This is a genomic window from Aeromonas sp. CA23 (assembly GCF_002587065.1).
Taxonomy (GTDB): domain Bacteria; phylum Pseudomonadota; class Gammaproteobacteria; order Enterobacterales; family Aeromonadaceae; genus Aeromonas; species Aeromonas bestiarum.
Genome location: NZ_CP023818.1, coordinates 1,878,929 through 1,905,079 on the forward strand (window position 1 = coordinate 1,878,929; position 26,151 = coordinate 1,905,079).

The 26,151-nt window shown below is 63.5% G+C and carries 25 protein-coding genes; 12 read left to right on the forward strand and 13 right to left on the reverse strand.

Annotated features, from left to right (window positions below; all coding sequences use genetic code 11):
• Positions 1 to 72 precede the first annotated feature (72 nt).
• Genes glgB through msrB form a run of 3 tightly spaced genes read left to right on the forward strand, consistent with a single transcriptional unit; the run spans position 73 to position 4,834 of the window.
• Positions 73 to 2,250 carry a 1,4-alpha-glucan branching protein GlgB gene (gene glgB / locus CK910_RS08990; protein WP_098982344.1) on the forward strand — a complete coding sequence of 726 codons (2,178 nt, stop codon included), beginning with the start codon at positions 73 to 75 and terminating at the stop codon, positions 2,248 to 2,250.
• A complete protein-coding gene (glgX, locus tag CK910_RS08995) occupies positions 2,250 to 4,391 on the forward strand; it encodes a glycogen debranching protein GlgX (protein WP_098982347.1) in 2,142 nt (713 codons plus the stop codon). The genes glgB and glgX overlap by 1 nt, the downstream gene beginning before the upstream one ends.
• 56 nt (positions 4,392 to 4,447) lie before the next feature.
• Positions 4,448 to 4,834: a peptide-methionine (R)-S-oxide reductase MsrB gene (gene msrB / locus CK910_RS09000; protein WP_098982350.1), complete on the forward strand. Its 387-nt coding sequence runs from the start codon at positions 4,448 to 4,450 to the stop codon at positions 4,832 to 4,834.
• A 71-nt stretch (positions 4,835 to 4,905) separates the two neighbouring features.
• Here msrB and chrA read toward each other — a convergent pair whose 3' ends face one another.
• From chrA to CK910_RS09020, 4 genes are all read right to left on the reverse strand, one after another.
• Complete coding sequence (gene chrA, locus CK910_RS09005; RefSeq protein ID WP_098982353.1) at positions 4,906 to 6,060, reverse strand: chromate efflux transporter; 1,155 nt, start codon at positions 6,058 to 6,060, stop codon at positions 4,906 to 4,908.
• Between the two features lie 119 nt (positions 6,061 to 6,179).
• Entirely contained in the window at positions 6,180 to 6,626 is a 447-nt protein-coding gene (locus tag CK910_RS09010; RefSeq protein ID WP_098982355.1) for a nucleotide triphosphate diphosphatase NUDT15, read from the reverse strand.
• 239 nt (positions 6,627 to 6,865) lie between these two features.
• Positions 6,866 to 7,870: an NADP-dependent oxidoreductase gene (locus tag CK910_RS09015; RefSeq protein ID WP_098982358.1), complete on the reverse strand. Its 1,005-nt coding sequence runs from the start codon at positions 7,868 to 7,870 to the stop codon at positions 6,866 to 6,868.
• A gap of 82 nt (positions 7,871 to 7,952) precedes the next feature.
• On the reverse strand, positions 7,953 to 8,399 hold the full coding sequence (locus CK910_RS09020; RefSeq protein WP_172955277.1) for an organic hydroperoxide resistance protein: 447 nt from the start codon (positions 8,397 to 8,399) through the stop codon (positions 7,953 to 7,955).
• Between the two features lie 143 nt (positions 8,400 to 8,542).
• On the opposite strand from CK910_RS09020, the gene CK910_RS09025 reads away from it, so the two are divergent.
• The 3 genes from CK910_RS09025 to CK910_RS09035 all read left to right on the forward strand — a co-directional run bounded on the left by CK910_RS09025 (position 8,543) and on the right by CK910_RS09035 (position 9,694).
• Positions 8,543 to 8,968, forward strand: coding sequence for a MarR family winged helix-turn-helix transcriptional regulator (locus CK910_RS09025; RefSeq protein ID WP_098982364.1), 426 nt, complete (start codon positions 8,543 to 8,545; stop codon positions 8,966 to 8,968).
• Between the two features lie 35 nt (positions 8,969 to 9,003).
• On the forward strand, positions 9,004 to 9,231 hold the full coding sequence (locus tag CK910_RS09030; protein ID WP_098982366.1) for a hypothetical protein: 228 nt from the start codon (positions 9,004 to 9,006) through the stop codon (positions 9,229 to 9,231).
• Between the two features lie 145 nt (positions 9,232 to 9,376).
• Entirely contained in the window at positions 9,377 to 9,694 is a 318-nt protein-coding gene (locus tag CK910_RS09035; protein WP_042865582.1) for a hypothetical protein, read from the forward strand.
• A gap of 114 nt (positions 9,695 to 9,808) precedes the next feature.
• On the opposite strand, the gene CK910_RS09040 is transcribed toward CK910_RS09035, so the two are convergent.
• Entirely contained in the window at positions 9,809 to 10,285 is a 477-nt protein-coding gene (locus CK910_RS09040) for an Lrp/AsnC family transcriptional regulator (protein ID WP_005318665.1), read from the reverse strand.
• A 117-nt stretch (positions 10,286 to 10,402) separates the two neighbouring features.
• Here CK910_RS09040 and CK910_RS23665 point away from each other — a divergent pair, with 117 nt between their 5' ends.
• A complete protein-coding gene (locus CK910_RS23665; protein ID WP_157774605.1) occupies positions 10,403 to 10,621 on the forward strand; it encodes a hypothetical protein in 219 nt (72 codons plus the stop codon).
• On the opposite strand, the gene CK910_RS09045 is transcribed toward CK910_RS23665, so the two are convergent.
• Positions 10,594 to 11,217, reverse strand: a complete 624-nt coding sequence (locus CK910_RS09045) for a helix-turn-helix transcriptional regulator (RefSeq protein WP_098982369.1) — start codon at positions 11,215 to 11,217, stop codon at positions 10,594 to 10,596. The two genes, CK910_RS23665 and CK910_RS09045, sit on opposite strands and share 28 nt — an antisense overlap.
• Before the next feature lie 283 nt (positions 11,218 to 11,500).
• On the opposite strand from CK910_RS09045, the gene CK910_RS09050 reads away from it, so the two are divergent.
• Together CK910_RS09050 and CK910_RS09055 are read left to right on the forward strand one after the other, a co-directional pair.
• Positions 11,501 to 12,739, forward strand: a complete 1,239-nt coding sequence (locus tag CK910_RS09050; protein WP_098982372.1) for an MFS transporter — start codon at positions 11,501 to 11,503, stop codon at positions 12,737 to 12,739.
• 103 nt (positions 12,740 to 12,842) lie between these two features.
• A complete protein-coding gene (locus CK910_RS09055; RefSeq protein WP_098982375.1) occupies positions 12,843 to 13,664 on the forward strand; it encodes a Cof-type HAD-IIB family hydrolase in 822 nt (273 codons plus the stop codon).
• A 132-nt stretch (positions 13,665 to 13,796) separates the two neighbouring features.
• Here CK910_RS09055 and CK910_RS09060 read toward each other — a convergent pair whose 3' ends face one another.
• Positions 13,797 to 14,360 carry a DUF2799 domain-containing protein gene (locus CK910_RS09060; RefSeq protein WP_043138627.1) on the reverse strand — a complete coding sequence of 188 codons (564 nt, stop codon included), beginning with the start codon at positions 14,358 to 14,360 and terminating at the stop codon, positions 13,797 to 13,799.
• 205 nt (positions 14,361 to 14,565) lie between these two features.
• Here CK910_RS09060 and CK910_RS09065 point away from each other — a divergent pair, with 205 nt between their 5' ends.
• Together CK910_RS09065 and CK910_RS09070 are read left to right on the forward strand one after the other, a co-directional pair.
• Positions 14,566 to 15,405 (forward strand): isopenicillin N synthase family dioxygenase, encoded by an 840-nt coding sequence (locus CK910_RS09065; protein ID WP_098982377.1) that lies wholly within the window; start codon positions 14,566 to 14,568, stop codon positions 15,403 to 15,405.
• Positions 15,406 to 15,618: 213 nt separating this feature from the next.
• Positions 15,619 to 16,932, forward strand: coding sequence for a sodium-dependent transporter (locus tag CK910_RS09070; protein ID WP_098982379.1), 1,314 nt, complete (start codon positions 15,619 to 15,621; stop codon positions 16,930 to 16,932).
• A 73-nt stretch (positions 16,933 to 17,005) separates the two neighbouring features.
• Here the strand turns inward: CK910_RS09070 and CK910_RS09075 are convergent, their stop codons facing one another.
• Positions 17,006 to 17,722, reverse strand: a complete 717-nt coding sequence (locus CK910_RS09075) for a substrate-binding periplasmic protein (protein ID WP_098982382.1) — start codon at positions 17,720 to 17,722, stop codon at positions 17,006 to 17,008.
• Positions 17,723 to 18,201: 479 nt separating this feature from the next.
• Here CK910_RS09075 and CK910_RS09080 point away from each other — a divergent pair, with 479 nt between their 5' ends.
• Positions 18,202 to 19,515 (forward strand): sodium-dependent transporter, encoded by a 1,314-nt coding sequence (locus tag CK910_RS09080; RefSeq protein WP_043557400.1) that lies wholly within the window; start codon positions 18,202 to 18,204, stop codon positions 19,513 to 19,515.
• A 49-nt stretch (positions 19,516 to 19,564) separates the two neighbouring features.
• On the opposite strand, the gene CK910_RS09085 is transcribed toward CK910_RS09080, so the two are convergent.
• The 5 genes from CK910_RS09085 to CK910_RS09105 form a co-directional block, all read right to left on the reverse strand.
• Positions 19,565 to 21,190: a hypothetical protein gene (locus CK910_RS09085; RefSeq protein WP_098982384.1), complete on the reverse strand. Its 1,626-nt coding sequence runs from the start codon at positions 21,188 to 21,190 to the stop codon at positions 19,565 to 19,567.
• A 111-nt stretch (positions 21,191 to 21,301) separates the two neighbouring features.
• Complete coding sequence (locus tag CK910_RS09090) at positions 21,302 to 22,027, reverse strand: DUF3142 domain-containing protein (protein ID WP_098982387.1); 726 nt, start codon at positions 22,025 to 22,027, stop codon at positions 21,302 to 21,304.
• Entirely contained in the window at positions 21,997 to 24,057 is a 2,061-nt protein-coding gene (locus tag CK910_RS09095; RefSeq protein WP_098982389.1) for a hypothetical protein, read from the reverse strand. The genes CK910_RS09090 and CK910_RS09095 overlap by 31 nt, the downstream gene beginning before the upstream one ends.
• A 97-nt stretch (positions 24,058 to 24,154) precedes the next feature.
• The gene (locus CK910_RS09100; protein WP_098982391.1) at positions 24,155 to 24,619 is read right to left on the reverse strand and encodes a hypothetical protein; all 465 of its coding nucleotides are present in this window, start codon (positions 24,617 to 24,619) and stop codon (positions 24,155 to 24,157) included.
• A gap of 53 nt (positions 24,620 to 24,672) precedes the next feature.
• On the reverse strand, positions 24,673 to 26,049 hold the full coding sequence (locus CK910_RS09105) for an aminotransferase-like domain-containing protein (RefSeq protein ID WP_043557395.1): 1,377 nt from the start codon (positions 26,047 to 26,049) through the stop codon (positions 24,673 to 24,675).
• Positions 26,050 to 26,151: the final 102 nt, after the last annotated feature.

A 26,151-nucleotide genomic window follows, 5' to 3' on the forward strand; every position in this document is an offset into this window, starting at 1 on the left:
ACAAAACGTGACTCACTTACATCCGCTTCGGCCCTGGCCGGAGCGGATGCTCAGCTATGAAAGGAAATCTCGATGCTCGTTGAACGTTTGGTTGCTGCCCGCTGTGCCGATCCCTTCTCTCATTTAGGCCTGCAGGCCAACCCGGATGGGCCTGGCCTCAAACTGACCGCCTGGTTGCCGGATGCCCTCGAGGTGCGCGTCAGGGATCTCAAGTCGGGCAAAGTCGTTGCCACCCTGGCACCCACCGATGAATCGGGCCTTTTTGAAACTGTTTTCACCCGCCGCAAGAATCCCTTTCCCTACCAGTTGCTTGCCGACTATCCCGATGCCAACGCCGAGTTTGTCGACCCCTACCAGTTTCAGGATGCGGGTTGGGCCGGTCTGGCAGAACTGACCTCCCAGCCTGAAAACATCTACCACACGCTTGGCGCGCAACTGCGCAGCGTGGAGCACCTTGGCGTGCGGGTGGAAGGGGTGCGCTTTGCCGTCTATGCGCCGAGCGCCACCGCAGTGAGCCTGATCGGCGATTTCAACTTCTGGGATGGCCGTCGTCACCCCATGCAGCGCAGCCAGTGCGGTCACTGGGTGCTGTTCGTGCCGGGCCTCAAGGCCGGGGATCGCTACAAGTTTGAACTGAAAGATCCGGCCGGACATCGGCTGCCCCACAAGAGCGACCCTGTCGGTTTCTATTGCGAGCAGTATCCGTCGTTCGCCTCCGTGGTTTACGACCACGAGCAGTACCAGTGGCAGGATGCCGCCTGGCGCGAGAGCCAGCAGAATGACAAGCGGGATCAGCCGCTCTCCATCTACGAGCTGCACGTCGGCTCCTGGAAGCGCCACCCCAACGGTGACAGCCTGAGCTGGCGTGAGCTGGCGGTGGATCTGGTGGCCTACATCAAGGAGATGGAGTACACCCACATAGAGCTGCTGCCGGTCTCGGAGCACCCGTTCAGCGGCTCCTGGGGTTATCAGCCGGTGGGCATGTTCTCTCCCACCAGCCGTTACGGCAGCGCCGACGACTTCAAATATTTCGTCGACCAGTGCCACCAGGCCGGCATAGGCGTCATCCTGGACTGGGTGCCGGCTCACTTCCCGTCCGATGCCCACGGCCTGGCCCGCTTCGACGGCACGCCGCTCTATGAGTACGAGGATCCGCGCCGTGGCTGGCACCCGGACTGGAACTCCTACATCTATGACTTCGGCCGCAATACTGTGCGCCAGTTCCTGGTGGCGAGCGCCCTGTTCTGGCTCGACAAGTTCCATATCGACGGCCTGCGGGTTGATGCGGTCGCCTCCATGCTCTATCTGGATTATTCGCGCAATGCCGGCGAGTGGGTGCCAAACGTCGACGGTGGCAACCACAACTATGAGGCGATCAGTCTGCTGAAGTGGACCAACGAAGAGGTCTACGGCAAGTACCCCCACGCCATGACCATAGCCGAAGAGTCCACCGCCTTTGCCGGCGTGTCTCGTCCCACCTTCCTCGGTGGCCTCGGCTTTGGCTTCAAGTGGAATATGGGCTGGATGCACGACACCCTCACCTACATGCAGAAAGAGCCTATTCACCGCCGCTATCACCACAACGACATGACCTTCTCCATGGTGTACCACTATGACGAGAACTTCATCCTGTCGCTCTCCCACGACGAGGTGGTGCACGGCAAGCACTCCATGCTCTACAAGATGCCCGGCGACGAGTGGCAGCAATCGGCCAATCTGCGCGCCTATATGGGCTTCATGTATGCCCATCCGGGCAAGAAGCTCAACTTCATGGGCACAGAGATAGCCCAGAGCAACGAGTGGAATCACGACGCCCAGCTGCCCTGGCACCTGCTGCAGTACCCCAAGCACGGCGGTCAGCAGCGGTTGATCCGCGATCTCAACCATCTCTATCGTCATGAGCCTGCCTTGTATCAGGCCGATTATGATCAGACCGGTTTCCGCTGGCTGGATCACAACGACGCCGACAACAGTGTCTTTGCCTGGCTGCGGGCCGACAAGCAGGGGGCCCATCCTGTCATGGTGGCCTGCAACTTTACCCCTGTGCCGCGCATCGCCTACCGACTCGGCGTGCCGGCCGCCGGCCGCTATCGCGTGGTGCTCAATACCGACAGCGAGCATTACTGGGGCAGCAACTATGATGTGGGTCTGGTCTTCGTCGCCGAGCCGACTCCCTGGCAGGGGATGGGGCACAGCATAGTGCTGGATCTGCCGCCGCTCGCGACCTTGTTCATCAAACAGGAGTCTTGATGTTTGCAATGGAAAAGGGGCAGGACCACCCGCTGGGTGCCCTGCTCGATGAGACGGGTTGTCACTTCTGCGTCTGGGCCCCGCAATCGGACAAGGTGGAGCTCTGCCTGTTCGACGAGCAGGAACAGGAGCTGGCCCGGCTGGTGCTGCCCGGCCGCCGTGGCCAGTATCGCTTCGGCCATGTGCGCGGCATCAAGGCCGGTCAGCGTTACGGCTATCGGGTGCATGGCACACCCCAGGAGGGGATGCTGTTCGATCCGCAGAAGCTGCTGATCGATCCCTATGCCAGGGCGCTCAGCCGGGCGACCCATTGGGACGACAAGCTGTATGAGGGGGACAGTGCGGCCATGGTGGCCAAGTCCGTGGTGGTGGATGACGCCTTCGACTGGCAGGGGGTAGGCAAGCCCGGCATCCCGTCAGAGCGCACCGTCATCTACGAAACCCACGTCAAGGGCTTCACCCGCCAGCATCAGGGGGTGCCGAGCGAGCTGCGCGGCACCTACCTCGGCATCTGTCACCCGCTCATCCTCGAGCATCTGAAGTCCCTCGGCATCACCTCGGTGCAGCTGATGCCGGTGGCAGCCTTCATGTCCGAGCCCAGGCTGGAGCAGCTGGGGCTCACCAACTACTGGGGCTACAACCCCATCGCCTTCTTCGCCCCCGAGCCACGCTACGGTGCGGGGGAGGCGGTGACCGAGTTCAAGACCATGGTGCGCGAGCTGCACAGGGCCGGGCTCGAGGTGATACTGGACGTGGTCTACAACCACACAGCCGAATCCGGTTTTGACGGCCCCATGCTGTCGTTCAAGGGGTTCGACAACGCGGGTTACTACGCCTTCGAGGCGGGTGCTCACGGCCCCGACTACGGTCGTCACGCCAACGTCACCGGCTGTGGCAACAGCGTCAACCTGGATCACCCCAACAGCCTGCGGCTGGTGCTGGATGCGCTGCGCTACTGGGTGACCGAGATGCAGGTGGACGGTTTCCGCTTCGATCTGGCGGTGACCCTGGCGCGGGAGGCAGGCGAGTTCGATCCCATGGGGGCCTTCTTCAAGGCCATGATGGCGGATCCCGTGCTGGCACGGGTCAAGCTCATCGCCGAGCCCTGGGACATAGGGCCGTTCGGCTATCGGCTCGGCCAGTTCCCGAGCCAGTGGCTGGAGATCAACGACCGCTATCGCGACACGGTACGCGCCTTCTGGCGCGGTGATGCCGGCAAGATGGGGGATTTCGCCACCCGGCTGGTGGGATCGCGGGATCTCTTCCCCAAGAACTGGCGTGCGCCCCACACCAGCGTCAACTACCTCTGCTATCACGATGGCTTCACCCTGGAGGACCTGGTCTCCTACAACCAGCGCCACAATCAGGCCAATGGTGAGGACAACCGGGACGGCCACGGCAACAACCTCTCCAACAACCACGGTGTGGAGGGGCCGACGCTCGATCCCAGAGTGAACAACCTGCGCCAGCAGCAGAAGCGCAACCTGATCGCCACCCTGCTGCTCTCCCAGGGTACGCCGCACTTCCTGGCCGGGGACGAGATGGGCCGCAGCCAGCTGGGCAACAACAACGCCTACTGTCAGGACAACCAGATAAGCTGGGTCAACTGGCAGTGGCGGCCGGAAGACGAGCGGCTGCTCGCCTTCACCCAGCAGATGATGGCGCTGCGGGCGGAATCGACCGTCTTCGCCAATCTGCAACTGAGCGATGACAGCTGGAACGGGGCGCCCACCAGCTGCCATCAGGTCAACTGGTATCACCCGGATGGTCATCAGCTCACCGATCAGGATTGGCACGCGCCCATGGGGCAGGCGTTTGCCATGGATATCGGCATGCAGTTGTGCGAGGGGGAGCGCTGGTACGTGCTGTTCAACGCCAGCGACTACGACATCCAGTTCCGCCTGCCACCGCCGGGGGAGGGGCTGGAGTGGATCCAGACCATAGACACGGCCACCAACGACGGTCTGCCGTTCCTGCCCGATGACATCAAGCGTCAGGTGGCGGTGGGCCGGGCCCACTCCCTCAAGTTGCTGGAGCGGGTCGCCCTGACGGCGGTGGCGCTGGCCGAAGAGGGGGTGGTCGCCATGCCGGATGTTGCTGCCGTGTTGCCAACCGGATCACAGTTCCCGCTGGCGGGGTAGAGCAAAGCGGCCTGACTGGGTATGCTGGGCGCCGTGATAAATGGCAAGGAGTCGGTATGAGCAACAAGAATCCTGAGCAGTGGCGCAACAAGCTGAGTGCGGAACAGTTTCGCGTCTGCTGGGAGAAGGGTACCGAGCAGCCCTACAGCGGCGCCCTGCTCCACAACCGCAAGAGTGGCGATTATGTCTGCGTCTGCTGCAAGAGCGTGTTGTTTCACTCAGAGGCCAAGTTTGACTCCGGCTGCGGCTGGCCTTCGTTCGATCGTGCCATCGAGGGCACTGTGACCTACACCGAAGATGGCAGTCACGGCATGAAACGGGTGGAGATCACCTGCAGCCAATGCGGTTCCCACCTGGGTCACGTCTTTCCCGACGGGCCGACCGAGACGGGTCAGCGTTACTGCGTCAACAGCCTGAGTCTGGATTTCGATCCCGAGGCCTGAACAACCAGCTTGAACATGAAAAAACGGCGCCCCTGCCAACAGGGGCGCCGTTTTTTATGGCGCCTGGCCCGTCAGGCCAGCAGCATGGCAGCCCCTACCAGCAGTCCGGCGAGCGCCAGTATGGGCAGCCTGATGACGCGCAGCAGATAGAAGCCGACGGCGGCCAGCGCCAGATCGGTCGGCACCTGTACCGCGCTCTGCCAGACCGGCTGATAGAGAGCGGCCAGCAGCAGACCCACCACGGCGGCGTTGATGCCGGTCACGGCCCCTGCCAGCCGGGGGCGGGCCAGCCAGCTCTGCCAGCAGGGCCCCAGGGCCCACAACAGCAGAAAGCCGGGCAGGAACAGTGCCAGGGTCGCCAGCAGGGCACCCGCCAGCGGTGTGGCTGGCAGCAGCTGAGCGCCGAGATAGGTCGCCAGGGTGAACATGGGGCCGGGCACCAGCTGGGCCAGACTGTAGCCGGTCAGAAACTGCTGCTGGCTGAGGCTGTGGCCCACGCTTTCGGCCAGCAGGGGCAGCACCACGTGGCCGCCGCCAAACACCAGGCTGCCCGCCCGGTAGAAGTCGGCGACCAGCTGGCTGGCAGTGTCGGTGGCCAGCAGCGGCAGGCCGACAAACAACAGGGCAAACAGCAGCAGGGTGGGCCAGTGGGGCTGGCGCAGAGGCATTGGTTGAGCGAGCGAGGGTTGTGGGCCTGGTACTTGCGGCGCCCCGACGCGAGCACAGAGCAGGGCGGCCCCCGCCAGCATGACGAGCTGGGTCAGCAGGCCGGGTTGCCACCAGAGCGCGGCGGCGGTCGCCACCATGATCCCCTGGGCCAGCGCCGTCTTGCAGAACTGGCGGCTCATGGTGAGTACCGCATCCGCGACCACCACCAGGGCCAGCAGCTTGAGGCCGTGCAGGGCGGCATCGAGCCAGACGTTGGCCGTGAGTTGCCCCACCCCGATGGCGGCGGCCAGCAACAGCAGGAAGGAGGGCAGGGTGAAGCCGATAAAGGCGGCCAGTGCCCCACCGAGCCCGGCCCGCTGGCGGCCGATGGCGAAGCCGAGCTGGCTGGAGGCGGGGCCCGGCAGCAACTGGCACAGCGCCAGCAACTGGGCAAATTCGGCCTGGGTCAGCCAGCCCAGCCGCTCGACGAAGGTGCGCTGGAAATAGCCGATATGGGCGGCGGGTCCGCCGAAGCTGACACAGCCCAACCATAAAAACTGAATAAACACCTGCCCCACCTGGTAACCCCCTCGTTGTCATCATCGACCCCGATGATATGACAAAGCGGTGACTTTTTTTATGACAAATCAGGGGGCTGCTGGCAGGTAGCCGCACCTTGTCAGCCGGCAGGCAATGATCACTCCATCGGCTGACCTGGTTGTGGCAGATAGCAACGACCGGCGAGCCAGCAGGCTATCGATTGGCGACTGGCATCGAAGTGAGGCTCCGGCAGATTGTGCGGGTCACACCAGATCCAGCCTTCACACTTCTCCGGCTCCAGCAGTTGCGGCTCTCCTTCCACCTGGGCCAGCAGGGTGACAGAGATGTAGTGCAGCCCGCTCTCGCGCCAGGTTTCCAGGTTGTTGGTGACGGCGATGACGCTGGGATTGCTGATCCGAAAACCCGTCTCCTCGGCCACTTCGCGGATCGCCGCCGACTCGAAGCTCTCTCCCAGTTCCAGATGGCCGCCGGCGATGGACCAGTAGGGGGCATGGCTGCCCTTGCGCTTGCCAAGCAGCACCTGGCCCTGACGGTTGGTCAAGATGACGCCGACACCGACGCGGGGATAGGGAGTGGTTGACATATAAGCTCCTTGCTGTGGTATCACCATGAGAGAGAGACCTGTCTGGTCAAGATGACGTCAGCATCTCCGACACGGGGATAGGGAGTAGACATAGAAGCTCCTTGCAAAGACGAGACAGGCCATAAAAAACGGGCCCACCTTAGGTCGGATGGGCCCGCTGTGCAAGTGGCTGACTGGCGATCAAACAGGGGATTGAATCCTGCTTGGCCAACTGCCTTGCCGGTATGAGGGGGAGAGACTTAGTCCAGCCTGACCAGCATCTTGCCGGTGTTGCGTCCCTCGAACAGCCCGATAAAGGCCTGCGGCATGCTGGCCAGCCCCTCGCTGACGGTCTCCTCGGCCTGCAGTGCACCGGCATCGAAGGCGGGAGTCACCTCGGCCAGAAACTCGCCGTAGTGCTGCCAGTGTTCGAATACGATGAGCCCCTGCATGGTGAGGCGCTTGCGGATCATCTGGGATAGGTTGCGCGGGCCGCTCGCCTCGCCCTTGCTGTTGTACTGCTCGATGAGGCCGCACATCACGATGCGACCGTGCACCGCCATGTTGTTGAGGGCTGCGTCCAGCACTGCGCCCCCCACGTTCTCGAAGTAAACGTGGATCCCTTCCGGGGCGAGCCGCGCCAGCTCGGCATCGAGATCCTGAATTTCGCGATAGTTGATCACCTCGTCGGCACCGAGCGTCTTGAGATAGGCGACCTTGTCGGCCGAGCCGGTGGAGCCGATGACACGAGCCCCCGCCCGTTTGGCGAGCTGCACCACCATGGAGCCGACGGCGCCGGAGGCGGCCGATACCAGCACGGTTTCACCGGCCTGCAGCTTGGCGATGCGGTTGAGCCCGGTCCAGGCGGTCATGCCCGGCATGCCGAGGGCGCCGAGAAAGAGTTGGGGTGGCAAGCGGGTGTCGGGCAGGCGGGTCAGCTGGGCGCCATTGGCGACAAAGCTGTCGCGCCAGCCCAGCATGCTGCTCACCCGGTCGCCCACCGTGAAGTCCGGGTGGCGTGAGGCCTCCACCACGCCGATGGCGCCGCCATCGAGCGGGCCGTTCAGGGTGAAGGGGGGCACATAGCTCTTGGCGTCGCTCATGCGACCGCGCATGTAGGGATCCACCGACAGCCACTGGTTGGTGACCCGCACCTCCCCTTCCTGCAACTCGGGCAGGGCGACCTCGACCAGGGTGAAGTCGGCCAGGCTGGGCATACCGACCGGGCGACGCAGCAGCTGGATCTGATGGCTGAGCTGATTCATGGTTTTTTCTCCAGTTTGAGGGGGGTTGGCAACCTGCGAGTCGCCAGCATGGCTATTTCCAATGGGTTGAGGCTGAACTCGTTCACGCTGTCTCATCCAGCGGGGTGCCGTTGAGCAGCAACCGGGTGACGACATTGCCCCGCATGGCGTTGGAGAAGGGGCAGGTCTGATGGGCCAGCCGCACTATCTGCTCGGCCTGCGCCGTCTGTTCAGGCTGCGCTGCGGCGAGCGCCACGTCCAGCGTGATGGCGAAGTTGAAGCGACCATCGGCCAGCACCAGCAATTCGACGCCGGCGGTGACGGGGGCGCTGGAGAGGAGCGTGCCGAGTTTTTGGGCCACGTGGATCAGCGCGTTGGAGAAGCAGGCGGCATAACCGGCGGCCAGCAGTTGTTCCGGGTTGTTGCCCTTGCCGTTGCCGCCGAGGGCGGTCGGCAGGGCCAGTGCCAGCTGCAGGCTGTTGTCCAGGGTGTGAACCTCACCGTTGCGGCCAGCCTGGGCGATGGCTTGAGTGCGATAGAGTGTCTTCATGTCGGGGTCTCGGATTTGTTTTGTGTGCAAGTTAAATTCAGACTAATCCCGAAAGCGGAGGCTGACAACTGTTTTGTGTGCAAATTATTCGACCCCCAATTTTCCTGAGGTATACTGGCCCCAGTTGTCAGCGAGGTGCCCCCATGAGTGAATTGAAAAAGCAGGTCTGTTTTGCCCTCTACAGCGCCTCCAATGCCGTGATGCGGGCCTACCGGCCGCTGCTGGACAAGCTGGATCTCACCTACACCCAGTACCTGGTGATGCTGTCGCTGTGGGCGCGGGACGAGGTCAGTCTCAAGGAGATAGGGCAGGAGACAGGGCTGGATGCGGGGACCCTGACCCCCATCGTCAAGCGACTGGAGAGCAAGGGCTGGCTGACCCGCACCGTCTCCAGCGAGGATGAGCGGCAAAAATGCATCGGCCTGACCGAAGCGGGGCGCCAGCTGCAACTGGAGGTCAAGGAGTGCTGCCTGGCGGACAACTTGCGCAATCAGGTGGATCTGGCCGATGCTGAACTGGCCCAGCTCAAGCAGCTCTGCGATCGCATCTCGGCGCAACTGGGGCGCTGAGTGCAGCCGACCCATACAGCCTGAGGATCCACCCCATGAAAATCCTGTTGCCCCTGTTTGCCCTGTTGCTGACCGCCTGCAGTTCCGGTTCCCATGCCCCTTCGATGGCCATCGACGATGCCGATGCCTGGCAGGCGATCTGCAAGGACGGTACCCGGGTCAGGGCCGTGGTCGAAGAGGGGATCTGCGCGGATCATCGCGGTGTTGCCATGTGGACGAATAAGCCAAGAGCCGAGCGGATGGCAGAGGAAGCCGCCAAATAGTGTGATCCAGACGCCATAAAATGACACAACCGGCCAGTTGGCCGGTTTTTTTCGCGATCTCGCCTGCACTTTGCCACCTTGTTCATGGTGCACTCAGTTTTCTCTTCCCATACTGGCCCCACAGTTCCAAAAGAGGAGAGACAAGATGCAAACATCCTTGGTCGGGCTCTCCATTCTGTGGGGGCTGGCCAGTTTTGGTGTTCAGGGGGATTTCATCGAGAGCCGTGATTCCGTTGCGCCATCCTGGCAAGCCGAGTCCAGAGTGGAGATGGAAGGTTATCTGATCGAGTCGCTGGGCGAAGATCGCTGGCTGTTCGACAACGGCAGCGAGAGCCTGCTGGTCGCCCTGCCCCAGGGGCAGTGGGTGCCAACCGGCGAGCGGCTGCGGGTCAGCGGCGAGCCCCAGCAGGAGCAGGCCGGCTGGCTCTTGCAGGTGCAGGATGTCAGTCAGGTTGCGGTCTGACAGACGCGCCATCGAGCAAGCAAAAATGAAAAAGAGGAGGCCCAGGCCTCCTCTTTTTGTTGTTATCGGTTTTGTCGTGATGGCAGAGAGGGCGTGCCGCTCTGCCATCAGACCCTACCCCAGATGATTGAGCGGCAGCGCCGTCTTGTGCTTGATGCGCCGCAGCACGAAGCTGGAACGCACCCCGGTCACCCCCGGAATGTGGGTCAGCTTGTCCAGCAGGAAGTGCTGGTAGTGTTCCATGTCCCGCACCACCACCTTGAGCTGGTAGTCGGCGTCGTTGCCGGTGATGAGGTCGCATTCGAGCACCTCTGGCAGCTCCTTGATGGCCTTGTCGAAATTCTCGAACCGCTCTGGGGTGTGTCTGTCCATGGAGATATGAATGTAGGCGGTGAGGGTGAGCCCCAGCTGGCGGGCGTTGAGCAGGGTGACGTGGGTATCGATGAGACCGGCATCCTCCAGCGCCTTGACCCGGCGGGAGCAGGGGGAAGGGGAGAGCCCGACCAGCTCGGCCAGCTCTAGGTTGCTGATGCGGCCATTTTCCTGCATCAACTCCAGAATATGCCTGTCTATGCGATCAAGTTTCAGCATTCTCCGTTCCTCGTTGCAATTACTAATTCACTTTTCCTAGATTAAGGGTGAACTATTGCAAAAACAACTGAAAAGACATGCTACTTCGCAACCACTCACCGCGCCGGGAGGGATACTATGGTTGCATCTTCCGGTGGCAAGACAGAAACCCAACCCGGTCTCTGTGGTGAAGGACCTTACCGGGTCAAGAACCCCATCAGCCGTCCGACCTTATCGGGAAACGACGGGCTGGAACGAGAGCATCCCCTCCCCGAAGGCAACAAAGCAGGCATCCCGGCGCCTGCTTTGTTGCTTCTGGCATTCAGTGATCAAGGATTCGGCGGCGTGATGCGGTAGAGACAGCGGTGATCCCCGTCCAGCAGGTATTGCTCCCGCTCCACCCCGGCCGGCGCCAGCAACTGGCGAAACATCTCCAATTCGCTGCGACAAAAGCCCCGGCAGGCCCGCGCCGCGGCGCAGATGGGGCAGTGACTCTCCCACAACAGCCAGCTGCCGTCCTCCTCCTGGCACATGTCCGCCATATAGCCCTCTCGCGTGCGCTGCTCTTTCAGGGCGGTCAGCCTGTCGGCCAGCGCCGGCTGGGTCAGCTGTGCCTGATAACGACCCAGCTGTTGCTGCTCCCGTTGCTGGATCAACCGCTCCATGCCGACCTCGCCAAACAACTGCTGGATATTGTCGATAAGCTGCAGCGTCAGCTCGCTGTGGGTATCGGGGAAGCGCTGCCAGGCCTGCTCGGTCAGGTGCCACAGGCGCACGGGACGGCCGCGGCCGCGGGCTTCATCGCTGAAACCCACCCAGCCGTCGGCCTCCAGCGCAATCAGATGCTGGCGGGCGCCCATGGAGGTCATCTGCAACTGCTCTCCCAGCGCGGCTGCGCTCTGGGGCCCGTGGCTCTTGAGCAGAAACAGTATCTTGTCGGTGCTGGCGTTCATTCGGCGGCTCTCGCTATCGGCAGGCGGTGGATCCGGGGGATCCATCGCATCTCGAGCAGAAACGGTATCTTGTCGGTGCTGGCGTTCATTCAGTGGCTCTCGCTATCGACAGGCGTTGGATCCGGGGATCCATTGCATCTCGAGCAGGCGCGGGAGCTTGTCGTTGCTGGCGTTCATGGGGTCATTATGGATAGCGGCCTCCTTTAAATCAATAATTCACTTTACTTAATAATGCACCTTGCCCAGTATAAATAAACCAATGACTTTATTTAATGAGGCTGACATGGATGGGATCAAGGGACGGGCGACCCTCTGGGTATTGGTGATGACGGTGACATTGGCGGTGGCGGGGTTCAGCCTGCCCTCGCCCGTGCTGGCGCCGCTGATGCTGGATCCGGCGCAGGGCATGTTGACGCCACAGGCGTCGGACTGGAGTCGCAAGGTGTGGCTGGGTGTCATTATGGGGCTCTATCCGCTGTTTCAACTGGTGGGCGCCCCCTGGCTGGGGCGACTCTCGGACCGCCACGGCCGCAAGCCGATACTGACGGTCTGTCTGGTCGGCGTGCTGGCCGGTTATGCCCTGATGGCGCTGGGGATCGCCTGGCGATCCCTGCCACTGCTGTTGCTGAGCCGGGTGGTGGAGGGTTTCTTCAATGGCGACATCGCCATAGTGCAGGCCATGGCGGCGGACATGAGCACCACCAAGACCAAGGCACGCAGTTTCGCCTGGATCAACATAGGCATGAATCTGGGCTGGGTGCTGGGCCCCATGATCGGCGGTTATGCCGCCGTGGTATCGGGGGATTACAGCCTGGCCGCCTGGCTGGCGGTGGCCATGACCCTGGTCAACCTGCTGCTGGTGCTCTGGCTGTTGCCCAATCAGGCGCCGGTTGCCAGCCAGCAGCAGGCGCCTTCGTTCTCTTCCCGTCAGCTGTTGCTGCAACCGGCCCTGCTGCCCTACTTCGTGCTGACCCTGCTCAGCTATGGGGCCGTGCAGCTCTATTTCACCTACTTCAACGTCTGGCTGGTGGAGCGGCTGGCCTGGGGTCCGGTCCAGCTGGCGCAGGCGGCCGTGCTGGTGAGCGTGCCCATGATGGCGGGATCCTGGCTGGGATCCCGTCTCTCCCGCCACTGGCGGGGCAGCAGCTTGGGGATAGTCGGTCATCTGGTGATGGCGGCGGGCATGCTGATGTTCGTGCTGCCGGGCCACTGGTGGGGTCTGGCACTCACCTTCATCCCCGCCGGCATCGGCATGAGCCTGGGGGAGCTGGCGACCTCGGTGGCGGTCTCCAACCGCAGCCATGCCGAGCAGCAGGGGCAGGCGATGGGGATCTACCGAGGCCTGGCGGTGGGCAGCGAGATCCTGGCCGTGCTGGTGGGCAGTCTGGTGCTGCTGGCGGGCACAGAGTGGCCCTTCTACCTGGCCGCGATCTCTGGCCTGCTCTGTGCCGTCGGCTTCTATGGCCTGCGCCGGGCGGCAGACCGGCGGGAGCGGCTCGACGTCCAGGTCGAAGCTGGTTGACGAGATCACCGTTCGGCGACGGGATGGCGGGCCGGACTTGCATCGTGGCGCCGACTCTGGGACGGTATGGCTCTTTGTATTCGTGTCCGATGTTGGAGGTGATATGAGTAGTTACCAGGCTATTGCGTTAGATATGGACGGTACCCTGCTGACCCGGGATCACAAGATCTCGTCCGCCACCCGGGCCGCGCTGGCCCAGGCGCGGGCCCACGGCATCAAGGTGCTGCTGGTGACGGGGCGCCACTTCATGACGGCCCGTCCCTTCCATCACGAGCTGGCCCTCGATACCCCCATCATCTGCAGCAACGGTGCCTACCTCTATGATCCGGTGCAGGAGAAGATCCTGGCGGGAGATCCGCTGGCGGTGGCCCCGCTCACCGAGCTGTTGGCCCAGGTCGAGGCGCAGCAGATGGGCGCCCTGTTCCACCTGAGCGAAGGGATCGGTTATATCGGCTGTGAGGATCACATCACCCGGATGCGCCACTGGTCGGCCAATCAGCCGGATCATCTCAAGATATCTCTGCTGCCTGCGGACGATCTGGCGAGCTGGCTGAAGAATCCGATCTGGAAGCTGGAGCTGTTCAACCAGGATCCCGCCCGCCTGCATCAGTTCATGGGGGAGGTGGTCGAGGCCATGCCCTTTACCCGTGACTGGGCGGCGCCCTATGCGGTGGAGCTGGTGCAACCCGGTTGCAGCAAGGGCAACCGGCTGGCCCGGTGGGCGGAGAGCGAGGGGATAGCGATGGAAAACGTGGTGGCGTTTGGTGATAACAACAACGACATCAGCATGTTCGAACAGGTAGGGCTGGCGGTCGCCATGGGCAATGCCGCCACCCATGTCCAGGCTCATGCCGACCTGGTGACCGCCGATCACAACGAAGACGGCATAGCGCTGGCGTTGCAGCGCTGGGTGCTGCCGTCGTAAGGGTCTGTGACCAGAGGAAAGGGGCCACCCTGGCTGTAAAATAGCCAGGGTGGCCCCTTTTGCATCAATGTCAGGAAGATAAGAGGGTCAGCCGGCCCAGGAGGCAGTTCCGGTTGTATTCGGTGGTGAGTCTTAATTGCCGAAGGAGAACTGGATCACCCGGTCCGGGAAACGGATCCGGTTATAGTCGCGGCGCAGCCCCTCGTAATGGCGGATGGCGCGCTCGCGCTGGGCCCGGTAGTAGTCGCGCTGCTTGCTGTCGTTTTCGTTGCGGATCTGCCGCTCCAGTGTCTCGATGTCGCGCTCTGTCTGCTCCATGTCGCTCTTGATCTCGCTGAGCTGCTTCTCCAGCAGGTACTCCTTGCGCCCGCGATCGTACTGGGTGAGGAAGCTGGCATCGTTGGGGCAGACCCCCAGATACTCGGCGCCTGACTTGCCCTTGCTGTAGGCGAGTTCGGGAATGCAGTAGAGCTCCAGCCCCTTGGCATAGCCCCGCTTCCACTCGGCTTCATCCACCTTGAGGCCGTATTCGCCACAGGTCGACACATAGTCACGGGTCGCCTGACGGGTCTTGCCCTGCTCCCCATCCTGATAACCCAGGTTGTACCAGCTCATGGCGCGGCACTCCTCTTCCGACAGCGAGCTGCAACCGGCGAGCAGGAAGGGCAGGGTCAGCAACAGGATCTTGGGGGACATAAACGGGCTCCAGCATGGATGATGGGGGCATTCTAGTGAGGATGCCGGGTCAGGACAAGGGATGAGCGCGGGTCTTGGCTGGCGCTGTTTTCTGACGTTTTTGTCACTATTGGCGACGGGCCGGGGCGGGAGGGGCGGCTCACTTTCCTTGTGGTCATGGGCGAGGTAAACTGCGCCATCTTTTAACTGGCGCGTAACAAAAATAATGAAAGTCCTGACCGTCGATTACCGCTCGCCCGATGCGGCGCAGCGCTTCACCGAATCCCTGCGTACCACCGGCTTTGGCGTGCTGACCCACCACCCCATCCCGAAAGAGCTGGTGCAGTCCATCTATGACAACTGGTATCGCTTCTTCATGAGCGAACAGAAGCAGGATTTCCTGTTCAACCGCGAGACCCAGGATGGCTACTTCCCGCCGTCGGTGTCCGAGGTGGCCAAGGGTCACAGCCAGAAGGACATCAAGGAGTACTTCCATATTTATCCCTGGGGCCAGATGCCGGAAGAGCTGAAGGCGCAGGCGATGGAGTACTATCGCCTCGCCAACGATCTCGCCGCCGAGCTGCTGGGCTGGGTGGAGCAATACACTCCGGCCGACATCGCCGCCCACTACAGCTGCCCGCTCTCCTCCATGATCGAAGAGAGCCAGAAGACCCTGCTGCGGGTGCTGCACTATCCGCCGTTCGATGGCACAGAGGCGCCGGGTGCCATCCGCGCCGCCGCCCATGAAGACATCAACCTGCTGACCCTACTGCCCGCCGCCAACGAGCCGGGCCTGCAGGTGAAGGGATCCGACGGGGAGTGGATGGACGTGCCGTGCGATTTTGGCACCCTGATCATCAACATAGGTGACATGCTGCAGGAGGCCTCTCACGGCTACTACCCCTCCACCACCCACCGCGTCATCAACCCGACCGGCGGCAGTGCCAGCAAGTCCCGCATCTCCTTGCCGCTGTTCCTTCACCCGCGGCCGGACGTGGTGCTCTCCGAGCGTCACACCGCCCACAGCTACCTGATGGAGCGGCTGCGGGAGCTGGGGGTTATCTAGTCCCAAAACGCGCACTCATGACAGCCAGAACCGGAGCAAAAATGCTCCGGTTTTTATTTGTTGGCACGATAGCGCGTTAAATCGAATTTAATTAGGCAATGATGCCAATAAATCGTTTTTTAGCCAGATAAGTGGCGTTGTGATTGCGTGGCCCTGACCGTACTCTGAGCGCCATTTCGGGCCCAGGTGGTGGGCACCTGTATTGGAGTTCTTATGAAGCAGTCCCAATGGTCATCCCGGCTCGGTTATATCCTGGCCGCCGCAGGCTCCGCCGTCGGTCTCGGCGCTATCTGGAAGTTTCCCTATGTGACGGCCGCCAACGGTGGCGGTGCCTTCCTGCTGGTGTTCTTGCTGTTCAGCTTCACCCTGGGGGTGGCCGTGCTGATGGGGGAGACGCTGCTCGGCAGCCTGAGCCGCCGTGGTGTGGTGGGGGCGTTTAGCGCCCTGATGGGCAAGCGCTGGCGCTGGGTCGGGGCCATGGGGCTGCTCTGCAGCCTGCTCATCTTCAGCTTCTACAGCGTGGTGGGGGGCTGGACCCTGGGTTACACCGGCATGGCGCTGGCGGGTAGCCTGCAACATGGGGATGGCGCCGCGCTGACTGCCCGTTTCAACGACTATGTCGGCGATCCGCTCTGGCCCGTGCTGACCCACCTGTTGTTTGCCGGGCTCACCTGGTGGTTCGTGCAGGGCGGCGTGCAGCAGGGGGTGGAACGCACCCTGCGCTGGATGATGCCGGCCCTGTTCATCATGATACTGCTGCTGGTGGCCTTCGGCCTCACTCTGCCCAACGCCATGGCCGGGGTGCGCCACTTCCTGATGCCGGACTTCAGCAAGCTCGGCATGTCCGGGGTGCTCGATGCCATGGGGCTGGCCTTCTTCTCCCTCTCCATTGGCCTGGGCATTCACACCACCTATGGCGCCTACTTGCCTTCCAGCGACGGGGTCGGCCGTTCCAGCCTCTGGGTGGTGCTGCTGGCGAGTCTGATCGCCGTGCTGGCGGGCTTGATGATATTCCCTGTGCTGGCGGCGACTGGCATAGATCCCGCCGCTGGCCCGGGGCTCACCTTCATGACCATGCCGGCCGTGTTCCAGCTGTTGCCGTTCGGCCAGGGGCTGGCGGTGATCTTCTTCTCCCTGCTGGTGGTGGCTGCGCTCTCCTCGGCCATCTCGCTGCTGGAGCACCTTCAGTGCTTTATCTGCGAGAGCTTTGGCTGGTCGCGTCGCGCGGCCTGTGGCCTGATTACTCTGCTGGTGATGGTGAACGGCATCCCGGTCAGCCTGTCGTTCGGCCCCTGGGCTGAGGTGACCCTGTTTGGCAAGAACATCTTCGAGCTGCTCGACTTTGTCACCTCCAACCTGATGATGCCCATGTTCGGGCTGGCGCTCACTCTGTTGCTGGGCTGGAAACTGGGTCAGCAGGCGCTGCCCCGTGGATTGGCACAGCACTGGCGCACCCTGGTGATGGGCTGCTGGCGCTGGCTGGCCCCCTTGCTGATCGGCGGCATCCTGGTGCGGGGATTAGTGTAACTAGGGTTGGCGACTTCTGGCTGGCACCGCTGCGGATCAGTGGGGGCCTGGTGCGGGGGCTGGTGTAAAGGATTCAGGGTTGGGCGGGCGGCTGCGCCTGTCCATGTCTGGCTTTGACCTTGTCGATGGCGGCCTGCCAGCGGGCGATCACGGCGTCATCCTCGCTTTTGGAGAAGGCGATGTAGAGCCAGGACTCGTGCAGCAGCACTTCTGAGCTCACTACGCTGCGCGGGGAGAAGCCCATCTGGTCCAGGGTGGCGCTCATGATCAGATCGCCCATCGGGAAGGCATCTATCTTGCCGAGCACCAGCCGCTCGACGGCCTCCTCGACCGTCTTGTAGCGCACCAGATTGGCATAGCCCTCATGGGTCAGCCGCTCGTCATCGGCACTGCCGAGCAGGACGCCGACCCGCTCCAGCTGGCGCAACTGGGCCAGGTCGGTCAGCGGCTGGCTGCCCCTGGCCTGGTAGATCAGCACCCGGTTCAGAAACAGCGGCCCCACCCACTTGAACTGGGCTTCCCGCTGGGGCGTGCGCAGCACCACGAACATGGCAAAACCCGGCTCGGCCCGGGTCAGGGCCAGCGCCCGCTTCAAGGGATAGAGCTTGATGGGGTAGTTGACCCCCATCTCCTGCTGGGCTTCCCGCACCAGCCGAACGGCCAGCCCGCCGAGCTGGCCATCACGGGACTGGGTGAAGGGGGGCAGCTCATGGCTGAGCAGGGTCAGGGCGGGTTGCGCCGACAGGGTCAGGCTGCCCAGCAGTAGCCAGGGGAGAAGCGTCCATTTCATGCGGTATCCTGTCCGGTGCGTCACGTCTGTGCATCCATGCTGATCAGGGACACTGGCCTGCCCGCAACGCGGGGGAGGGGCGTGTTGCCCCCTGTTTCGGCGGCTAATGTGCCCACAAAGGCTAAGACTATTATCGTTCAATGGATTGGCCGAGCGAGGCGCGGTGCGCATTTTTCCTGCATGGAGAGCGGGCTGCGCCGATTTTTCAGCCAGATTGAAAATTTTTTATCAACCATGTGTCAATTTTTCTTTCCATGGTTTAGGCTGTGGCTCCTTTTTGGCGTTCAGGTCACCTTATCCATGTCACCCATTTTCGCGCTGTCCGGCCGATTTTTTAGCTCGCAAGAGAGGTGACCTTGCACGCGCAGTTTGTCTGAATGTTCATTGCAAAGGTCGCCACCAGGCGGCCTTTTTTGTTGTTACGTATTATGTTGTCAGCCATGGAGTATCGATTCGATGTTGTCTTCCCCGGAGGTTGTATGAGCCAGGTTCAGTGGTCTTCCCGTCTAGGTCATGTGTTGGCGGCGGCCGGCACGGCCATCGGCCTCGGCGCCATCTGGAAGTTTCCCTATGTGACGGCCACCAACGGTGGTGGCGCCTTCCTGCTGGTGTTCCTGCTGTTCAGCTTCACCCTGGGGGTGGCCGTGCTGGTGGGTGAGACCCTGCTCGGCAGCCGCAGCCAGCGCGGGGTACTCGGCGCCTTCAACAAGCTGGTGGGGCCTAACTGGCGCTGGATGGGCTACATGGGAATACTGTGCGGCTTCTTCATCTACAGCTTCTACAGCGTGGTCGGCGGCTGGACCGTGGGCTATGCGGCGCTGGCTGTGGCGGGCAAGCTCAACCTGAGCGAGGGTTCGGCGCTGACCGCCCTGTTCAACGGCTATGTCAGTGACCCCTGGTGGCCCGTGCTGACCCATCTGGTGTTTGCCGGGCTGACCTGGTGGTTCGTGCAGGGGGGTATTCAGAAGGGAGTGGAGCGGGCGCTGCGCTGGATGATGCCGGCCCTCTTCATCATGATGTTGCTGCTGGTGGCGGTGGGGCTCTCCATGCCCGGCTCCATGGCCGGGGTGCGTCAATTGCTGCTGCCGGACTTCTCCATGCTGACCGGCCAGAGCGTGCTGGATGCGCTGGGGCTGGCCTTCTTCTCCCTCTCCATCGGCCTGGGGGTGCACACCACTTATGGCGCCTACCTGCCGAGCAGCGAGGGTGTGCTGCGCTCCGGGGTCTGGGTGGTGACGCTGGCGAGCCTCATCTCTGTGCTGGCGGGGCTGATGATCTTCCCGGCGCTGGCGTCCACGGGTATTGACCCGACCGCCGGGCCAGGGCTCACCTTCATGACCATGCCCGCCGTGTTCAGCCATCTGCCGTTTGGTCAGGGGCTGGGGGTGGTGTTCTTCCTGTTGCTGCTGGTGGCGGCGCTCTCCTCCTCCATCTCCATGCTGGAGCACCTGGTGCGCTTCACCACCGAGGAGTGGGGCTGGTCCCGCCGTGGCGCCTGCCGGGTGCTGACCTTGCTGATCATGGCCTCCGGCATCCCGGTCAGCCTGTCATTCGGTCCCTGGAGCGAGCTGACCCTGTTTGGCAAGACGATTTTCGATCTGCTCGACTACCTCACCTCCAACCTGATGATGCCGCTGTTTGGCCTGGTGCTGACCCTGCTGCTGGGCTGGCGACTGGGAGACAGCATATTGCCCGCCGGCCTCTCCCCGCTGCTGCGCTTCGGCCTGCTCTGGTGCTGGCGTCTGGTGGCGCCGCTGCTGATCGCCGGTATCCTGGTGCGGGGACTGTTGTAAGCCGGGCTTTGCCTCGGCATCTGATAGCAAAGCCCGACCTGTGTCGTGCTCAGTTGGGCGGCGTGGTGGGCAATCTGGGGTTCAGGTGTGACCTGATGTGCAGCAGCGTCTTCTGGTACGCCGCCGCATGGTGTTCCATGAAGGAGGCGCTGTGGGTCAGACGCCGCTCCAGCCGGTCAACCAGCAGCGCCACCTTGGGGGCCGGCATGCCGGCGGGCCAGCACAGTTGCAGCAACTCCAGCAGTTGCCAGGCATCGCCGGGCAGCGCCGGAAACTCCTCCTGCAGGGTCAGAGCGTACTGTACGGCGAGCTGATGCTGGGCGGCCACTGTCGCTCTCTGCCGCTCCTGGCGCAGATAGGTCAGCCGCTGTTCACGGCGCTCCAGCTGTTGCATCTGATCTGTGACCACCTGCTTGAACAGCTGCTGGAGCAGGGGGGACGGTGCCACCCTGGCCTGATACTGGCTGAGCTGCGTCAGGTAGCGCTGGGCATGGTGGGGCAGGCCGCAGAGCTGGCTGACGGCAAAACCGAGCAGCTGGTTGAGGTGTGTGTCCCGCGCCGCCTCCGGCGGGTGTCTTGCCAGCAGCACCAGGGCCTCGTCGAAGCGGTAATCCAGGCTCAGCATCAGGGCCTGCAGCAAGGCATCCTCATGGGCGCGCAGGGTCACGGCCTGACTGAGGTACTGATACTCCTGCTGCAACGCGCTGATCCGGGCCGCCGTGGGGTAGTGCCAGATCACCGCCAGACTGGCGTTCAGAATGAAATTCTCGATGGATATCCGGAACTTGTGTTCGGAAAAGAAGCGCAGGCTGAGGGCGTTGGCCTGTTCGAGCGCCTTCCCTTCGTCTTTGAGCAGCAGGGCCAAGAGGATGGCGGCCTGGCGCCACTCGGGCTGCCAGGGTTGCTTGTGCAGCAACTGATTGAGCACCTCCCAGGCAGATTCCCACTGTGACTCGTGCAGCAGGCAGGCCAGCATCAGCTCCAGCTGTATGCTGGGTGGCAGCCGTTCCTGATTGCGGGCCAGATCCTTGCGCGCGCTGTCCAGCTTGTTCAATCCCAGCAGTGAGTGGATCAGGCCCTTGCGCGGCCACCAGGCGTCGTGTTCCGTGGTGCACATGGCATAGTGCTGGGTGGCGTGGAAGTGGTCCTGCTGCTGCAGCAACATGTAGCCCTTGACCCTGTCCAGCAGCGGGCCCAGCTCCCTGTGTTTCTGTTGCTGATAGAGCAGGTCTTCACACAGGGCGCAGCCGATATGCCACTCCCTCAGCTTCATCGGGGCGGGCAGGGGGCGGGTCAGCCCGGTCAGCAGCACCAGATCGCGCAGGCAGAGCGTCAGCTGCTCTGCGGTGAACGGCATGGGCAGGTGCAGCGGGAAGTAGAGATCCGAGGGGGGATACTGGAGCAGATCATGATCCTCATCCAGCAACAACAGCACGCAGCCCGGTTCGAGCAAGCCCAGATAGTGCGCCTCCTGCAGCAGGCGGATCCCTTCGCGAGCCTGATGGCGATACTGGCGGCAGATGACGGCATCGAACGACTGCTGGCGCAGCAGGGTGGGCAGGGTGGTGAGCTCTTTGCAGTGGATCAGTTGGGATGGCGCAATACCGTGCTCATTCAGCCCCTTGGAGAGGGCAGAGCTGAGCATGGCATCGTCTTCGATCAACAGGATCTGCATCCTTGGCACTCCTTTGCGGGATCACAGTACGAGGAAGTATGGCACGCAACCGGATTCAAAAAGAGCTAATGTTATCGCCCAGCCACGAGCCCGGGTCAATCCCTCCTCCGGTCAAGATAGCGGAGGATTGATGAGAAAGACCACAACCCCCCCATAGGCGGGGGTCTGCGCCAATCTCGTTTCCCAGGCGGGATCCCACTCTCCCCCCTGGGCCAGTCCCAGCTTGAACGGCAGGGTCAGCCGGTGCAGTGCCTGCAGATAGCGGGCGTAGCCGGGTTCCGTCCTGCGACCCCGATAAGTCTGTACCACCATCTCGTCGATCACCCCGGCCAGTGCGTTCAGCTCCCCTATGTCGCCGGTACGGGTCCAGTCCAGCAGGCCAGTGATGCTGATGGCGTAGCGGGCGGGCAGCTGGCGTCGCAGCTGGCGCAGGAACTGGCCATAATCGTCCAGCCGGTGGGTGCGGGCATCGAAATCTATCTGGATGCCGCGTACCTCATTGCCCTTTCGCTGCCAGGCTGCCAGCTGGTTTTCGAGGTTCTGCAGCAGCCTGGCATCCCAGTCGAGCCGCTCCACCCGATAGGCGAGCCACAGCTCGCCGACGGGCAGCTTGCTCGGCGCTATGCCCTGCCCCTGAAAACGCAGGGGCAGGGCTGAGTCCAGGGGGCCTATCTCGCCCTGATGCAGATAGAGCCGCTCGGCCTGTTGCAGCACCGGCTGGGGTCTGACCCCGGCCCACAGCCAGAACTGCCGATACTGGCTCGCCTCGACGGCTGCCCCGGCATCCGTGCCGAGCAGGGCCAGCATCACCAGTAATATTTGAGCTGCTTTGCCCACTGGCTGGTCCCGTGTTGCTGCTTGAGGGTGTTGAACCAGGCCTTGCGCTGGTTGACGGACACCTGCTGACTGCCACAGCCGTTGCTGCCGCTCGGGGCGTAGCAGTTGATGGCGCGATAGAGGGCGTAGGCCTTCTCTTCCCTGGCGGCCTTGGGATTGGCAATGACCCTCTGATACCAGTCGAGGCGGCTGCTCCGCTTGCCGGCAAACAGCTCCGGACTGCCCGCCAGGGTATCGGCCCCGGGGCGTGACAGCAGGGGATCCCAGTCCAGCCCCTGTGCCAGGAAGAACTCGCCCAGGCAGTTGAGCGCCTTGGGCGACCTGGGATTGTCGGCCAGGGTGGTGACCACCGAGGTCAGTGCCGGGCACTGGTAACCCTGGCTGCCTTGCCAGTCGAACGGCGCCGTGGCGGGGCGGCCCGCCAGATCCTGCAGGAAGCCCCGGTAGTCGCCATGGGTCAGCTGCTTGTAGCTCAGGGTATGGCTGGCGCGCTGGCGCAGGGTGTCGGAGGCCTGTTCATCCCGGGCCATGCGGCGCAGCAGAGGTGCGGGCGCCACATATTCCAGCAGCGGAATGCGGTAGTGATCGCTCCTGATGGGGCTCTCCTTGGCGAAGATCTGCGCCAGCTGACCGGCCCGTTCCAGCGTCATGGCCAGGGCCAGCTGCAACAGCTGATCCTGCAAGGAGGTCGGCTGGTTGGCGAGCAGGGCGCGCCACTGTTGTTCGGCGGCGGGCCACGCTTGCCGGGCCGCCAGCGCCATCCCCTTCAACACCTGCTGACTGAAGGCCAGGTTATCCAGAGGGCCTGCGCCGAGCGCGGGGGCGGCCGCCACCACGGCGTCATAGTCCTTGGCGAGGTAGTAACGCTCGGCCTGCTGCAGATAGGCGAGCCAGGCCGGGTTGCTGGCAAACTGGGAGGTCTGCTGCGTCAGCTCGGCGGCTTGCAGCGGCTGCCACTCATCCCAGCTGTCATGGATCCGCAGCCGGCGCAGATCCTGCACCAGGGTCAGCATGGGCATGGCCGCCGAGCCGGTGAAGCCGGGCTGCATCAGCAGCTTGAGATCGATCTCGTTGACCAGATCCGGCGCGCTTTGCCGTTGGCTCGCCTGCAGATAGTGACTCGCCAGCAGCTCCTTGTCTCCCTTGAACCAGGCCAGCCGACGCAGCAGCCCGGTGGCGGAATCCAGATAGCGCCCCTTTGGATAGCGGGCGCGGTAGTCGCCGATGAGCTGCTCGCTGCGTTGTACGGCGGCCTTGTCAATCTGGTTGCGATCCAGAGTGCCCCAGTCGTCGAAGGCGCTTTGCTGGGACAGGTTGAGGGCGACCCGGATCCGCATGTAATCGGCCGTCTCCTTCAGCCAGGGCTGGTCCTGCCCGGCGAGGGCGGCAAACAGGGCGTCGGCCTGCGCAAACTCCCCCTGATAGAAGTGCCGGCTGGCGGTCAGGTAGTCGGCGAAACCCTGGGCGGCGGGCGACAGCGACGCTGGCTTGCTTTGGTCTTGAGCCGTGCCCTGATCCGCAGCCTGCGGCTGACCGCACTGACCCAGCATGGCCAGCCGCTGACTTGCCAGCTGGCTGCGATCGCTGGCGGTGAGTGCCGGCGTCTGCGCCAGTGCCTGCAGGAAGGCTTCGGCAGAGACGGGATTGTTGCTGATGCAGCGCCCCTCGCTCCAGCCGGCGGCACGCTCCAGAGCTGCCTGGGTGGTGCTCTCCTCGATGCCGAGACCGGCGGCCAGTGCCAGCAGGGGATCCGGCCCGGCGGGCCCAGTGTCGCCGACGGCCGGGCTTATCAGCGCATCGACCGTGAAGGGCAGGGGCAGGGCCCCGTCGGGCAGTGAGAAGGCCTGCTCATCGGCCAGCAGCAGGGCCAGATTGGTGCGGGTGTCGTTATCGGGGGAGAGAAACGGCAGCCCGTTCAGATGGCACTGGGCGGCGGTCAGTTGCAGGGTGAGCGGCGTTTCGCAGCCATCCGGGCCGCAGGCCAGCACGGGCAGGCTGCACAGCGCCAGCCACAGGGGGGTCAGTTTCATGGGGGAGATCTCCGGCCAGGGGCAGGGGGAACGGGATGGGGGCAAGCTACAAGATGTGGCCAGCCCTTTCAACTGACCATAGGGGCAGGCGCCTGGCCTACTGCAGACCCGGGCCTTTGGCGGAGAAGGGGCAGTCGTTCTGGCGGATCAGGCGGAAACCCTGGCCGTCGCGGCCCTGCCAGCTGAGGGCAAGCTGGCCGAGGCGACCCAGGTGGCGCAGCTCGAATTCGTAACGCAGGCAGGGGTTGTCGATGGGCAGGGTCGCCATGCCATCCGGCAGCCGGTAGTGGTAATTGAGCAGCGGCCCATCCTGCAGCTGGCGCTGCACCGGCTGCAGGCCCTCTTGCGTCTGGGCTGGGGTGGCCAGCGCGCGGCGCAGGCTGAGCGGTGCGTCTATCGCCTTCTGGTAATGGAGGCCGTTCATGGCCGCCAGCTCCTCCTCCAGCCGCTGCAGCTCCCCTTCCAGCCCGGTCAGTGCCGCGCCCAGCTGGTGATGACCGGGCGAGGCGCAGCCCCCCAGCAGCAGGGTGAGGAGCAGGAGTGAGACGCGGGTCGGGTGCATGGGCTCTCCTTCGAGCGCGCGGATCTGGGCGTATTGGACCAAACAGTGGCTGACTATAGCAGGGGATTGGGGGGCGGTGAGCCCCGCAGCAGCTGCGCCAGCCGCTCCAGCCCCTCGGCAACGCGGGCATCCGTGGCCGGTTGGCTCAGGCTCAGCCGTACCCCTTGCGGCGCGGCGAACTGGCCGGCGGCGAAGTGTTCCCCGCTCGCCACCCCGACGTCAAGGGCGTTGGCCGCCTCGGCGAACGCCTGGCTGCGCCAGGGCTCCGGCAGCGGCAGCCAGGCGTGCATGGATCCCGCCTGCCAGCGGGCTCCCGGCAGCAGATGGCGTAGCAGCTCGCCGCGACGTGCCAGGATCTGCCGCTGCTGCTCGACCAATGGCATGATCTGGCGCTGGCTCACCAGCTTGCAGGCCAGCTCGATCAAGAGCGGACTCACCATCCAGCTCGACAGTCGCATCGCCTGGGCGAAGGCGTTGCGCAGGGCGGGCGGCGCCAGCACGAAGCCGACCCGCAGGCCACCGCAGGCGATCTTGGCCAGGCTGCCGAGATAGATGACCCGCTCCGGCGCCAGGTTGATCAGGGGCGCCACCGGGATACTGGGCAGCAGGCCGTTGACGTCATCCTCGATGATCAGCAGATCGTGGCGGCGGGCGATGGCTACGACGGCCTCGCGCCGCGCCTGGCTCATGATGGCGGTGGTGGGGTTTTGCAGCGTGGGGGTGAGGTAGAGCAGCTTGGCTCGCCGCGTGCGGCAGGCGGCCTCCAGCGCGGCGGGCAGCAACCCCTCCTCATCCATCGCCAGTCCCACCACCTGATTCTTCAGCTGGCGGGCATTGCCCAGCATGCCGGGGTAGCTGAGCCCTTCGCACAAAATGGTCTCTCCCACGCAACCGGTAGCCAGCAGGGAGAGCATGATGCCGTGCTGGGCGCCGTGGCTGAACAGCAGGCGCTCCTCGCTGCCGTGCACCCCCTGCTCGGCCAGCCAGTCGATGAAGAGCTGGCGCTGGCCGGGCTGGCCCGCCTCCTTGTCGTAGCCGAGCAGGGCATTGAGATCCCCGTCGGCCAGCTCCCCCAGCATGGGACGTATGATGGCGGCCCTGTCCAGCTGCACCGGCAGGTTCTGCCACAACTCGATGCGGTGCCCCTCCTCTTTGCGGATCACCCACTCGTTGGCCGGATCCATGCCCGCGCCCTTGACCCAGGTACCGTGCCCCACCTTGGCGGCCAGCAGGCCGCGTCGTTCCGCCTCCCCATAGGCGCGGGTGATGGTGCCGACCGTGACCCCCAGCCGATCCGCCAGCGCCCTGTGGGTAGGCAGCCGGGTCTGAGGTGGCAGGGAGCCATCGTGAATGGCCTGCTCTATGGCCTTCACCAGCTTGAGATAGAGGGGGCCGTCGAAGGGGGTCAGGTCCGGAGTCCAGATTGTCATGGTGACAATAAATCCATTGATCCAAATTTGTTCGCAATATAGCGTGATTTTACACCCAATAACAATCAAGAATGGCACATTGTATCGATACAATGTGTGCAG